The sequence below is a fragment of the Streptomyces sp. NPDC004284 genome, from assembly GCF_042874035.1.
In the GTDB taxonomy this organism is placed as follows: domain Bacteria; phylum Actinomycetota; class Actinomycetes; order Streptomycetales; family Streptomycetaceae; genus Streptomyces.
In genome coordinates this window covers 348,073-360,993 of record NZ_JBIAMJ010000002.1, presented here as the reverse complement: position 1 = coordinate 360,993, position 12,921 = coordinate 348,073, and the positions used below count along the sequence as shown (strand labels likewise).

General features: G+C 74.6%; 8 protein-coding genes. 7 read left to right on the top strand and 1 reads right to left on the bottom strand.

Annotated features, from left to right (window positions below):
• Nucleotides 1–2 precede the first annotated feature (2 nt).
• The 7 genes from ACFYUS_RS06700 to ACFYUS_RS06670 all read left to right on the top strand — a co-directional run bounded on the left by ACFYUS_RS06700 (nt 3) and on the right by ACFYUS_RS06670 (nt 12,635).
• Complete coding sequence (locus ACFYUS_RS06700; RefSeq protein ID WP_388846622.1) at nt 3–1,268, top strand: MFS transporter; 1,266 nt, start codon at nt 3–5, stop codon at nt 1,266–1,268.
• A gap of 71 nt (nt 1,269–1,339) precedes the next feature.
• The gene (locus tag ACFYUS_RS06695; RefSeq protein ID WP_388846620.1) at nt 1,340–2,203 is read left to right on the top strand and encodes a helix-turn-helix domain-containing protein; all 864 of its coding nucleotides are present in this window, start codon (nt 1,340–1,342) and stop codon (nt 2,201–2,203) included.
• 314 nt (nt 2,204–2,517) lie between these two features.
• Nucleotides 2,518–3,117: an EF-hand domain-containing protein gene (locus ACFYUS_RS06690; RefSeq protein ID WP_388846618.1), complete on the top strand. Its 600-nt coding sequence runs from the start codon at nt 2,518–2,520 to the stop codon at nt 3,115–3,117.
• Nucleotides 3,118–3,291: 174 nt separating this feature from the next.
• Nucleotides 3,292–8,469, top strand: coding sequence for a type I polyketide synthase (locus ACFYUS_RS06685; protein ID WP_388846616.1), 5,178 nt, complete (start codon nt 3,292–3,294; stop codon nt 8,467–8,469).
• Between the two features lie 15 nt (nt 8,470–8,484).
• On the top strand, nt 8,485–9,897 hold the full coding sequence (locus ACFYUS_RS06680; RefSeq protein WP_388846614.1) for a hypothetical protein: 1,413 nt from the start codon (nt 8,485–8,487) through the stop codon (nt 9,895–9,897).
• A gap of 27 nt (nt 9,898–9,924) precedes the next feature.
• Entirely contained in the window at nt 9,925–11,406 is a 1,482-nt protein-coding gene (locus ACFYUS_RS06675; protein WP_388846612.1) for an acyl-CoA reductase, read from the top strand.
• Complete coding sequence (locus tag ACFYUS_RS06670) at nt 11,403–12,635, top strand: cytochrome P450 (protein ID WP_388846610.1); 1,233 nt, start codon at nt 11,403–11,405, stop codon at nt 12,633–12,635. Before ACFYUS_RS06675 ends, ACFYUS_RS06670 begins: the two co-directional genes overlap by 4 nt.
• Nucleotides 12,636–12,649: 14 nt before the next feature.
• On the opposite strand, the gene ACFYUS_RS06665 is transcribed toward ACFYUS_RS06670, so the two are convergent.
• On the bottom strand, nt 12,650–12,889 hold the full coding sequence (locus ACFYUS_RS06665; RefSeq protein WP_388846608.1) for an ABC transporter permease: 240 nt from the start codon (nt 12,887–12,889) through the stop codon (nt 12,650–12,652).
• Nucleotides 12,890–12,921: the final 32 nt, after the last annotated feature.

Below are 12,921 nucleotides of genomic sequence, written 5' to 3'. Positions count from 1 at the left end.
TCATGACCCACGCCCCGGAAGCGGCCGCCGAGGACGACCCCGCCGTCTTCGCCGAGCCCACCGTCCCGGTCACGGCCGGCTGGACGGCGGGCCTCTCGCTGGCCACCCTCGCCGTCTTCATGGCGTTCATGACGCCCATCCAGATCCTGCTGCCGCTCCAGCTGGAGCACATCGACCCGCAGGACAAGAACACCGCCCTGTCGCTCGTCACCGGCCTCGGCGCGCTCGTCGCGGTGCTCGCCAACCCGCTCGCCGGCGCGTGGTCGGACCGGACGACGAGCCGGTTCGGCCGCCGCCGTCCCTGGATCCTCGGCGGGGCGCTCGCCGGGGCGGCGGGCCTCGCGGCCACCGCCACCCAGCACACCGTGGCGGGGGTCGCCGTCGGCTGGTGCCTCGCGCAGGCGGGCCTCAACGCGATGCTGGCCGGGGTCACCACCCCGATCGCCGACCGCGTGCCGCTCGGCCAGCGCGCGGTGGTCTCCGGCTGGACCGGCCTCATGCAGTCCATCGGCCTGGTCCTCGGCGCGCTGATCACCACGCTGATGGTGACCGGCGTCGGGTCCGGCTACGTCACGCTCGCCGTGCTCACCGTCGTCCTCGCCCTCCCCTTCGCCCTGCGCCAGACCGAACCGGCCCTGCCCCGGGAGCTGCGCCCCGCCTTCGACGCCCGCGCCTTCGCCCGCTCGTTCTGGGTGAGCCCCCGGCTCCACCCCGACTTCGCCTGGGCCTGGCTCACCCGGTTCCTGATCAACCTCGGCAACGCCCTCGGCACCCTCTACCTGTTCTACTTCCTCGCCGACGCCGTCCACTACGGCGACCCCGGCACCGGCGTACTGATCCTCACGGTCGTCTACACCCTCTGCGCCGCGCTCACGGCCATCCCCGTGGGGGTGCTGTCCGACCGCGCCGGACGCCGCAAGGGCTTCGTCGTCCTCTGCTCGCTGGTCATGGCCGCCGCCGCGCTGCTGCTCGCCCTCATCCACACCTGGCCGTCCGCCCTCGCCGCCGCGGCCGTCCTCGGCGCGGGGTACGGCATCTACCTCGCCGTCGACCAGGCCCTCGTCACCCAGGTCCTGCCCGAGGCCGCCGACCGCGCCAAGGACCTGGGCGTCATCAACATCGCCAACTCCGGCCCCCAGGTCCTCGCCCCCGCGCTCGCCTCACCGGTCATCGCCCACCTCGGCGGCTACACCGGCCTGTACGCGACCGCGGCCCTGGTCATCCTCGCCGGCGGCCTCCTCGTCGGCCGCATCCGCGGCGTGGCCTGACGCCGCCGTCGCGGGTACACGCCGACGGACCGGACGAACGCTCCCTCCTGACCGGCTCGTAGCATGGCGGGATGGAGACCTTCGCGCGCGGAGCGGCCCTGTGGGAGGTCGAGTGCCCGCGGCTGCCCGGCCGGGTGGCGGGTGTCACCATGGCCGGGTTCCGCATCCGTGACCTGGAGGCGCTGCGGATCGTCCCGCACCCGGCCGTGACGCTGCTCGTGGAGTTCGGCGCCGGTCCGCCCGTCGTCGAGGGCGGCGCGGGGCGGCGGCACCGGGGAAGTCTCGCCGCCGGGCCCGGGCTCGGTTCCGGCGGCGCGGTCCGGGCACGCGGGGAGAACGTCGAGTGCGTGCAGGTGCGCCTGTCCCCGGTGATCGCGCGCGCGATCCTGGGCGCCTCCCCGGCCGAGCTCGACGGCGCCGTCGTACCGCTGGACGAACTGTGGGGCCGGGAGGCGGCGCGGATCCGCGAGCGCCTCGCCGAAGCGCCGTCGTGGCAGGACCGCTTCGCCCTGACGGACGCGCTGCTCGCCCGCCGGTACGAGGCGGGGCCGCCGGTGGACCCCGAGGTGGCCTGGGCCTGGCACCGGATCACCGCCGGCCGCGGCCCGGTCCGGGTCGACGGGCTCGCGGACGAGGTCGGATGGAGCCGCAAGCGGCTGTGGTCCCGGTTCCGCTCGCAGCTCGGCGTGCCGCCCAAGCGCGCCGTGAAGCTGGTCCGCTTCGACCACGCCGCGCACCGCCTGGTGGCGGGGGAGCGCGCGGCCCGCGTCGCGGCCGAGTCCGGCTATGCCGACCAGTCCCATCTGCACCGGGACGTCATGGAGTTCACCGGGGCGACCCCGGCGACCGTGGCCGGGGAACCGTTCCTCGCCGTCGACGGCCTCGCGTGGCCCGCCCGTGGAACAGCCGCCACGCCTCAGCCCCATTATTTTTAATACTTACATACGTGAATACAAAAATTTCGTAGCGAAAAGACTGGAAAACATCGACGTCGGCAGGTTTCCCGACCGGTTCCGCTTTCTCCTTGATCACTCACGATCTCCTGGATATGCACAGCGACCGGTCGACACCTCTCTTCGCCCACTGCGAAAGCCGGTGCCACCGGCCAGAGATGTATTGAAGCCAAACCACGGAGCACGCCCCTTTAATTGCCTTCTTCCCCTCCTGTGTCGCCTATTTTCTTAAGGGCGCATCCGGGTCCGCTTTCCGACCCGGAATACCCTTCGCCTCGACACAGGAAGGTCCATAGATGAGTCCGCACGAGGTTGACCAGCTCCTCGACCGCAAGCTCGACGTGTGCTTCGGACACGGCGACCAGAACGGCGACGGCGTCCTCGAAAGCGCCGACGCCCTGGCCCTGGCGGCCCGGATCGTGGCGTACATCGGCGAGCCGTTCGGCTCCGACAAGGCGCAGGACCTCTTCAAGGCGTTCGGGCTGTTCTGGCAGCACGTCAGCGCGGCCACCGACCTGAACAAGGACGGCCAGGTCACTCCCGAGGAATGGCGGACGGGACTGCGCCGCGCGTTCGCGGAGGACGAGGCCGGCTTCACCGCGGGCTTCCGGCCGCTGGCCGAGGCGCTGTGGGCGATCTGCGACCAGGACAACGACGGCAGCGTGGACGCCCCGGAGTTCGCCAACTTCCAGAAGGCGTTCGGAACCTCCGAGGAGAACAGCCGCATCGCCTTCCAGAAGCTCGACCGCGACGGTGACGGGAGCCTGTCCGTCGACGAGCTGCTGATCGCCTGGAAGGAGTACTACACCAGCCCGGACCCGGACGCCCCGGGCAACTGGCTGTTCGGCGACATCTGGCAGCACGAGATCTGGGACGGCACGCGCGTCAAGCTCTGACGCCCCCCGTCCAGCCACTGGCCGGTCGCACCACCGTCGGTGCGACCGGCCAGTCCGCCGCGTGCCCTGAGCCGCGCCCAAGGGGTCCCGAAGCAGGCCCGCCCATGCGACCCGAGGAGGAATCGCACCGAAATGCCCAGTATCCCGGCAAGCCCCGAACGTGAACCCATCGCGGTGATCGGCATCGCTTGCCGCCTTCCGGGCGGCATCGACTCTCCGGAGGAGTTGTGGGGGCGGCTCTCGGACGGTGAACCCGTCGTGGGGGACCTGCCCGCCGACCGGTGGGCCGAGGCGGTCGCACGGGGCGGAGCCGCCGCCCGGCGTGTCCTGGCCGGCACGCCCTCCCGCGGCGCGTACCGGGACGACATCGCCGGCTTCGACGCCGGCTTCTTCGGCATCCCCGCCGACGAGGCCGCGATGATGGACCCGCAGCACCGCATGGCGCTCGAGGTGGCCTGGGAGGCGCTGGAGCACGCGGGCGTCCCGGCCCGCGGCCTGGCCGGGTCGGACACCGGCGTCTACGTGGGCATCGGGGCCGACGACTACGGCCGCCGGGTCCTCGAGGACCTGCCCGGCATCCAGGCCTGGAGCGGGATCGGCGCCTCGCCGTGCGGCGCGGCCAACCGCATCTCGCACGCACTGGACCTGCGCGGCCCCAGTGCCGTCATCGACACCGCCTGCTCCTCCTCCCTCGTGGCCGTGCACACCGCCTGCCAGGCGCTGCGCGCCCGCGAGTGCCGGATCGCGCTGGCCGGGGGCGTGATGCTGATGGCCGGCCCCGGCCTCGCCGTCGCCCTGGCCCGGGCCGGGGCGACCTCCCCCGACGGTCGCAGCAAGCCCTTCGACGCGGCGGCGGACGGGTACGGGCGCGGTGAGGGCTGCGTCGTCGCCGTGCTCAAGACGCTCTCCGACGCCCGTCGCGACGGCGACCGCGTGCTCGCCGTGATCCGCGGCAGCGCCGTCGGCCAGGACGGCCGCACTCCCGGCATCATGGCTCCGAGCGCCCCCGCGCAGGAGGCGGTGCTGCGGGCCGCGTGCCGCGCGGCCGGGATCGCGCCCGGCGACCTCGACTACGTCGAGGCGCACGGCACCGGTACCCGCGCGGGTGACCCGGTGGAGGCCGCAGCACTGGCCGCGGCCTACGGCGTGGAGCGTGAGGCCGACGATCCGCTGCTCATCGGGTCGGTGAAGGGACTCATCGGCCACCTGGAAGCGGCCTCCGGCGCCGCCGGCCTGCTCAGCTGCGTCCTGGCCCTGGGCCATGGGCGGCTGCCCGCGACGCCCGGCGTCGCCGGCCCGAACCCGGCGGTGCCGTGGGCCGCCTCGGGGCTGCGCCTGGTCACCGAGGAACGCCCCTGGCCGACCCGCGGCCCCCGGCGACTGGCCGGCGTGTCCAGTTACGGCTACGGCGGCACGCTCGCCCACCTGATCCTGGAGCAGCCTCCCGCCCCTTCCGGTCGGGCGCCCGACCGGCCCGCCCGCGGCCTGTTCCCGCTCTCCGGCGCGTCGGCGGGCCACCTGCGCGCCAACGCCGAACGGCTGGCCGGGCACACGGCCGCCCACCCGGAACTCGCCCTGGCGGATGTCGGCCGCACACTCGCCGTGCACCGCTCGCCCCTCGCGCACCGGGCCGCCCTGACCGCCGACACCGCCGAAGAGCTGTCCGCCGCCCTGCGGGACCTGGCCCGGCAGGAGGAGCAGGAGTTGCCCGCGGCCCAGCCGCTCGGGGACGCGGTCTGGGTCTTCTCCGGGCACGGCGCGCAATGGCCCGGCATGGGACGGACCCTGCTCGCGGAAGAGCCCGCCTTCGCCTCCGCGCTGGACCGGATCGACGGCGTCTTCCGTACCGAGGCCGGGTTCTCGGCGCGCGAGGCCCTCGACGCTGCCGACCTCGGCGACACGGGGCGCGTCCAGGCCCTCACCGTCGCGGTGCAGCTCGGTCTCGCGGCCGTGTGGCGCTCCTACGGGTTCCGGCCGGCGGCGGTGATCGGCCACTCCGTCGGCGAGATCGCCGCCGCGGCCGTGGCGGGGGTGCTCGACGAGGCGGACGCCGCCCGACTGGCCTGCAGGCGCGCCACCCTGGTGCGGCGTGCCGCCGGAGACGGCGCCATGGCCCTCGTACCCCTGTCCTTCCAGGACGCCGAGCGGCGCCTCGCGTCCGAGGGGGTGACGGACGTGTGGGCGGCGATCGACTCCTCGCCCACCAGTTGCGTGCTGTCGGGCCGGGCCGACGCGCTGGCCCGGCTGACCGCCGCCTGGGCCGGGCAGGGGATATCCACCCGACCGGTGGCCAGCGACACGGCCTTCCACACCCCCCTGCTCGACCCGCTGACCACGCCGCTCGAAGCCGCCTGCGCGGACCTGACCATCCGTCCGCCACGGCTGCCGCTGTACACCACCGCGCTCGCGCGGCCGCGCGACGACGCCCCCCGCGACGGCGCCTACTGGGCCGCCAACCTGCGGGCCCCCGTACGGCTGCGGGCCGCGGTGGAAGCGGCGTGGCAGGACGGTCACCACGCCTTCGTCGAGGTGTCCACCCACCCGGTGGTCGCGCACTCGGTCGCCGAGACCCTGTCGGGCGCGCACACCCCCGGCCGCCCGAGCCCGGTCGTCGCACACACCCTGCGCCGCGACAGCCGCGAGCGGGCCACGCTCCTCGCCAACGCGGCGGCGCTGTACGGCGCGGGCGTCGAGCTCGACTGGACGGCGCACCACGGGGAAGGCGGCCTCACGGACCTGCCTGCCACCGCCTGGCGGCAGACGCGGCACTGGGCGGCGCCCTCGGAGACGGGCGGCTCGTCCGGCGGCGGCCACGACCCGGCCGGTCACACCCTGCTCGGCGAGCACACCGCCGGGCCCGGCCCCGATCCGCTGCACCTGTGGCGGACCCGTCTGGACACCGCGGGCCGCCCCTATCCCGGCGACCATCCCGTGGCGGGGACCGAGGTGGTGCCGGCCGCCGTACTGGTGCACACCCTCGCGCACGCCACCGCACTGGTCGGCGGAGGCCCGGACCTGGGCTGCCTGACCCGGGTGCGTCTCGCCGTCCCGGTCGCCGTGGGAGGTCCCCGTGACGTCCAGGTGACGCTGCGGTCCGACGCCCTGCGACTGTCCTCGCGCCTCGCCACGCGGAAGAACGGTGCCGAGACCGGCGCCTGGCTCACCCACACCACCGCCCGCACCGCCCCGTGCGCCCATGACGCGCTGCCGCCGCTCACCGGCCCCGGCCCCGAGGCGGTCGTGGAGGATCCGTCGCTGGTGACCGCCCGGCTCGCGGACCTGGGCGTGCCGTCGATGGGATTCGTCTGGACGGTCAAGGAACTGGTGCGCACGGAGGAATCGGCGTACGCCGTGGTCATCGCGCCGACCGGACGTCCCCGCACCTGGGCCGCGCTGCTGGACGCGGCCTTCTCCACCGCCTCGGTGTGTCTGCCGGGTCCGCCCCGTCTGCGGATGCCGGCCGCGCTGGCGACGGTCTGCCTGGCGGACTGCGGCGAGGCGCCCGAGGAAGCCGTGCTGGTGATCCGGCTGCGGTCCGACGCGGACGACACCGTGGACCTCGACCTCGTGGGCCCCGACGGGCGGACCCGCGTCCGCATGCGCGGGCTGCGCTACGCCTCCCCGGCACCCGACCCCGCCACGACCGGCGGCACCGTGTTCGTCACCGCCCGCCGCCCCCTGCCGCCCCAGCCGGACGCCCGGCCGCCGCGGCGCGTCGTGGTGGTCGGGTCCGAGCCCGGCTTCGCGCGGGCCCTGGGCGCCGAGCACCTGCGCGGTCCCGACGGACTGCGCACCGGACCCGGCGACGTGGTCCTGGTCGCCCCGCCGCACGGCGACGGCGGCCTCGGCCCCGACCGGGCCGCCCTCGATCACGTACGGCTCCTGGCGCGCACCGCCGGGGCGCTCGCCGGGAACGGCGCCCCGGCGGCCCTGTGGGTGGTCACCCGGGGGGCGGGGACGGCCGACGACGTGCGCGCGGTGGCACAGGGAGCCCTGTGGGGCCTGGGCCGCGCCCTGGCCGGCGAACTCCCCCACCTGTACCGCGGGGTGATCGACCTGCCCGCCCGCCCCGGCCCGGACGACCTGGCGGCACTCACCGGGCTCCTGGGCCGGACCGGCACCGAGGACGTCGTCTCCGTCGAGTCGGGCACCGCCTGGGCCGGCCGCCTGGTCCCGGCCCCACCCGTCCAGGACGGCGGGCCGCGGTGCCGCCCGGACGGCACCTACCTCGTCACCGGCGGGCTCGGCGCGCTGGGCCTGCGCACCGCCGCCTGGCTCGCCGGGCGCGGCGCGCGCCGATTGGTCCTCCTCGGCCGTACGGGACTGCCTCCGCGCCGGGACTGGGACGATCTGCCGCCGGGAGCGGATGCCGAACGCGTCGCCGCCGTAAGGTCGTTGGAGCGCACGGGCGCCACGGTACGGGTGGTGGCCGCCGACGTGTGCGACGAGGAGGCCCTGCGCCGGGCGCTGGACCCCGACGCGCTCGGACTGCCACCCGTCCGCGGGGTCGTGCACGCTGCGGGCGTCACCGCCGGCGGCTTCCTGCCGGACGCCGACGCGCCCGTGTGGGAGCACGTGCTGCGTGCCAAGACGAGCGGCGCACTCGCTCTGCACCGCCTCTTCCCGCCGGGCTGCGTCGACTTCTTCGTCCTGTACTCGTCCGCCGGCCAACTGCTGCACCTGCCGGGCCAGGGCCCGTACGCCGCGGCCAACGCCTTCCTCGACGGGCTCGCCAGGCACCGCCGGGCCGGCGGGCACCACGACACGCTGTCGCTGGCGTGGACGAGTTGGCGCGGGCTCGGCATGGCCGCCGACGCCGACACCGTGACCGCCGAGCTGAGGGCCCGGGGCACGGACGCCCTGGACGCCGAGGAGGCCCTGGAGGCGTGGGGCGGCGCCGACGCCGGCCGGCACGGCGAGCTGGCCGTGTTCCGCCTGGCCGATCCGGGCCTCGGTGGGGACGCGATCCCGCTGGTGGCGCCCCCGCTGCTGCGCGAGCTGCGGGCACGGACCGAACAGGCGGCGGGCCCTGCCCGTGAAGCCGCCCCCGGCCCGGTGTGGCGGAAGCTGCCCGCTCAGCGCCGGTACGACGTCCTGCTCCAGGAGGTCCGGAGTGCGGCCGCCCGCGTCCTGGGCGGCGAGCCCGCCGGGGTCGCCGCCCACCACGCCCTGTCCGATCTGGGTCTGGACTCCCTGCGCACCGTCGCCTTCCGCACCGACCTCGAACGCCGTCTGGCGGTCCCGTTGCCGCCCACGCTGCTGTGGAACCGTCCCGCCGCCGCCGACATCGCGACGTACCTGACGGAGCTGGCGGAGCAGACGGAGCCGGCCGCCACGACCCCGCTCGCGTAAAGGAGTGATCCACCGATGACCACCACCCCCGTACACCCACGCGCCCTTCACCACCCCGACGACGTGCGGCGGTTCGCCGACGATCCGCTGCGCTGGTTCGGCGGCGACCGCGAGTCCATGCACCGGCTGCCGGCGCCCGACCTGGCCGCGCTCCAACTCGCGGCGCTGCGCCTGCGCTTCACCGAACTCGTGGACCGGCTGCCGGTGGTCGGCGCGCTCGCCCGCGAGCAGAACCTGGACGGCATCGGCGCGCTCGACGACGCGGCCCCGCTCCTCCTGCCCCACACCGTCTACAAGTCCTACCCTCCGTCGCTGCTGTCCCAGGGCCGGTTCGACCAGCTCACCCGCTGGGTCTCCCGGCTCACCACCGTCGACCTCGGCGGCCTCGACACCGCCGGCTGCGACAGCGTCGACGCCTGGCTGGCCCTGATCGACGACCGCACCCGACTGCGCCTGGCCCATTCCTCGGGCACCTCGGGCACCATGTCCTTCGTGCCGCACACGGCGGAGCAGTACAGCCTGCTGTACGAGATCGTGCGGCACGACACCGTGCCGGCGGGCACCCCCGCGGACGAGCCGGTGCACGTCGTGTGGCCGTCCTACCGCAGCGGGCGCAGCGGCATCGCCCGGCACGCCACCGCGATGTTCGAGCAGCTCTCCCGCCACAGCCCCGACCACTTCCACACCCTCGACCCCGGCCACCTCAGCGCCGACCTGATGCTGCTCGCCGCACGGGTCAAGGCGGCCGGCGGTCGCCCGGGGCAGGTGGAGATCCCCGCGGCCCTGCGGGAACAGCGCGACCGCTACCTGGCCGCCCGCCGCTCGGCGCCCGAGGCCATGCGCCGCTTCACCGCCGACCTCGCCGAACGGCTGCGGGGCGAACGCGTCGTCTCGCTCAGCCTGTGGGAGACCTACCACCAGTGGGCCCGCGCGGGCCTGGACCAGGGGCTCGACGGCGTCTTCACCCCCGACTCCGTCCTCATGCCCGGTGGGGGCACCAAGGGTTCGGTGCTGCCGGACGACTGGGCGGCCCAGGTGGCCCGGTTCGCCGGTGTGCCGTCCGTACGGCTGGTCTACGCCATGGTGGAACTGATCATGCTGAGCCTGGTCTGTCCGGCGGGCGCCTATCACGTCGAACCCTGGATCGTTCCCTACGTGCTGGACCCGGAGACCGGCCGGCCGCTCCCGCGGCAGGGCACCGTGCGCGGCAGGGCTGCCTTCTTCGACCTCACGGCGGACGTCTACTGGGGCGGTTTCGTCACCGGCGACCGGGTCGCGGTGTCCTACGACGCCTGTTCCTGCGGGCGCACCACACCGCGGGTGGAGCCCGGCATCTCCCGGTTCGAGGACGACGACAAGATCACGTGCGCGGCCACTCCGGAGGCTCTGGACGACGCGCTGGAGTACCTCGCCGACGCCGCCCTGTGACCCTGTCGACCCCTGAGGAATCACCCCATGACCGCGCCCACACTTCCGCCCGACACCGCCGCGGGGTCGCTGACCGTACCGGCGTACGTGCGGGGAACCACCGTCACCGACCGGCTCGTCCCCTTCGGAGGCCGCCCCGGTCGCCCCGCTTTCCACGCCCCCGACCCGGCCGCCCTCCTGCCCCGTCTGCCCTTGCGCGACCCGGGCGGCCTGCGGGAACTGCACGCCCTGAGCACCGCCGGGATCATCGACCTGCTCGCCGCGCTCGGCCCGCGCCTGACCCTGGAGGCCAATCCCCTGCTGCGCGAGGCGCTGCGCACCGCGGCCGCCTGGTCCGACATGACCGAACCGGTCCTGCGCGCCGCCTACGAGGGCCTGCCGGAGCTGTTCACCCGTCAGGCGCTGCACGACGTGGCGGAGCACACCATCGGCACGCGGTTCCTCGACGGCTGGGTCCCCGTGCCCGGCCGCGGCGGACGCGGTGCCGCGGTCCGCGCCGTCGGGGCACGGACGGTGCACGTGATCGCGGGCAACCACCCGATGATCGCCGCGCTCACCGTCATCCGGAACGCGCTCACCCGTTCCGACGCCATCGTCAAGACACCGTCCAACGACCCGCTCACTGCGGTCGCCATCGCCCGCACACTGGCCGACGCGGCACCCGACCACCCCCTGACCCGGCACCTCGCGGTGGCCTATTGGAAGGGCGGTGACGAAACGGTCGAGAAGCCCCTCTACCAGCCCCGCAACCTGGACAAGATCATCGCCTGGGGCGGCATGGCCGCGATGCGGCACATCACCCGCTACATCCGTCCCGGCCTCGAGATCGTCGCCCTCGACCCCAAGGCCAGCGGCACGGTGATCGGCCCGGAGGGCTTCACCGACGCCGCGGCCATGGCCCGCAGTGCCAGGCTGGCCGCCGCCGACGTCGGCGAGCTGAACCAACTGGCCTGCTTCAACGCCCGCGTCGTGCACGTGGTGACGGGAACGGACGCGGCAGGACTCGCGCGGGCCGAGGAATGGGCGGAACTGCTGCACGCCGAGATCCAGGCGCTGCCGGCCCACCGCAGCACTACGGCCCGGCACTTCGACCCGGCCCTGCGCGAGCATCTGCGGGCCCTGCGGGCCACCGGCGGCGACTGGTACCGGGTGATCGGCGGCAGGGCCGACGAAGGCGCCGTGGTCCTCTCCCGTACTCCGGACCCCGTCTCCTTCCACACCGCGCTGTCCGGGCGGGTCGCCAACGTGATCCCGGTGGACGACGCCGAGCAGGCGCTCTCCACGATGGACGCCTCCACGCAGACCCTCGGGGTCTACCCGGACGCCCTCAAGGAGCGGTTGCGCGATCTGGCGCCCTTCCACGGCGTCCAGCGCCTGGTGCCGCTCGGCCGGGCGACCGACTACCGCCCTGACCTTCCGCAGGACGCGACCGAGCCGCTGCGGCGCATGGTCCGCTGGATCACCGACGAGAGCCATGACCCCACCGCGGCGTCCGGAGGGCGACGATGACACAGACGGCACCGACCACCCATGACGCCTCCTCCTCCCTGCCCGGCCCCCGCTGCCCCCATCTGGCCCGCCTCACGGCCGACTTCGACGCCCACGACCCGCATCTGACCCCCGACCTCGCCGTGGAGGTGCACCGGGCGATCCGCACCGCCACACCGGTCGCCCGCTCCCGCGCCCATGGCGGCACCTGGATCGTCTCCCGTTACCAGGACGTACGGGCCGCGCTGGCCGACCACGAGACCTTCAGCTCCGCCTCGGGCGTCTTCTTCCCCCGCGCCGCGGGCACGCCCCGGTTCGCCCCGCTGGAGTACGACCCGCCGGAGCAGAACCGATTCCGTACCGCGATGAAGCCGCCGTTCCAGCTGTCCCGCGTCCGCGAGCTGCACGGTGCGCTGGCGGAGCTGATCCGGGCCCACGTCACCCCGATCGCCGAACGCGGCCACGGAGACCTGGTCGCCGAGCTGGCCGTGCCGCTGCCGCTGGCCGTGGTGGGGCTCGCCGTCGGCTTCACCGAGCACGCCCAGCACAGCATCCGGGAGCTGACGAGCAACACCTGGGCCCGTATGCCCAAGGACGACGGGCCCCGAGGTTTCTGGCCGGCGTTCGCCGCGCTGTTCGACAGCGAGATCCGCCGGGCCCGGGAACAGCCGGGCGACGACTACCTCAGCACCCTCGTGCGCCTGCCGTTCGACGGGCGGCCCGCCACGCGCGAGGAACTGCACGTGATGCTCGTCGCGTACGCCATCGCCGGTCACGAGACCTCGATGAACACCCTGGCCCACCTGCTGTGGCAGCTCGGGCGGCAGCCCGAACTCCAGTCGGCGCTCCGGCGGGACCCCGGCCTGGTCCCGGCCGCCGTGGAGGAGGCGCTACGGCTGTGGACGCCCGTCGACCACGGCACCCGCTTCACCACCCGCCCGGTCGTCCTGAGCGGCACCGAGATCCCGGCCGGCGCCAGGGTGGTGCTGCTGACCGGCGCGGCCAACCGCGACCCGGAGGTCTTCCCCGACCCCGACGCCTTCCGCCTGGACCGCGGCACCAACCGGCACCTCACCTTCGGCCACGGCATCCACTTCTGTCTGGGCGCCCACCTGGCCCGGGCCGAATTCGCCCAGGTGCTGCACGAACTCCTCCGGCACCCGGTGTTCACCCTCGCCGAGGCCCCGACCCGCTACTTCGAGAACGGCCGGCACATCTGCCTCGACCGGCTGCCCGTGCGCTTCGCCTGACCGTGCGGCCCGCCTCAGCTCTCCAGGGCGCGGGCCCGGCGGTACTCGGCACGGGCGAGGAGGGAGAACGCGACCGTGGCGCAGAGCGCGAGGCCGACGATCACCCACTCCAGGGCTCCGCTGTGCTGGTCGGGGTCGACCTCGAAGACCTTCTCGATCCAGTCGGGCCAGATCAGGGTCAGGAGGAACAGCAGTCCGCTGAGGGAGGCCGCGATCGCCTCCATCCAGCCCCGCAGGCGTACGTTGCGCATCATCGTGCTCACCTTCACCGTCGGAGACCTTCGGA

Bases quoted from the DNA above. Each gene is read 5' to 3' on its own strand.
- ACFYUS_RS06700 (WP_388846622.1), top strand. From the start codon at position 3: ATGACCCACGCCCCGGAAGCGGCCGCCGAGGACGACCCCGCCGTCTTC.
- ACFYUS_RS06695 (WP_388846620.1), top strand. From the start codon at position 1,340: ATGGAGACCTTCGCGCGCGGAGCGGCCCTGTGGGAGGTCGAGTGCCCG.
- ACFYUS_RS06690 (WP_388846618.1), top strand. From the start codon at position 2,518: ATGAGTCCGCACGAGGTTGACCAGCTCCTCGACCGCAAGCTCGACGTG.
- ACFYUS_RS06680 (WP_388846614.1), top strand. From the start codon at position 8,485: ATGACCACCACCCCCGTACACCCACGCGCCCTTCACCACCCCGACGAC.
- ACFYUS_RS06675 (WP_388846612.1), top strand. From the start codon at position 9,925: ATGACCGCGCCCACACTTCCGCCCGACACCGCCGCGGGGTCGCTGACC.
- ACFYUS_RS06670 (WP_388846610.1), top strand. From the start codon at position 11,403: ATGACACAGACGGCACCGACCACCCATGACGCCTCCTCCTCCCTGCCC.
- ACFYUS_RS06665 (WP_388846608.1), bottom strand. From the start codon at position 12,889: ATGATGCGCAACGTACGCCTGCGGGGCTGGATGGAGGCGATCGCGGCC.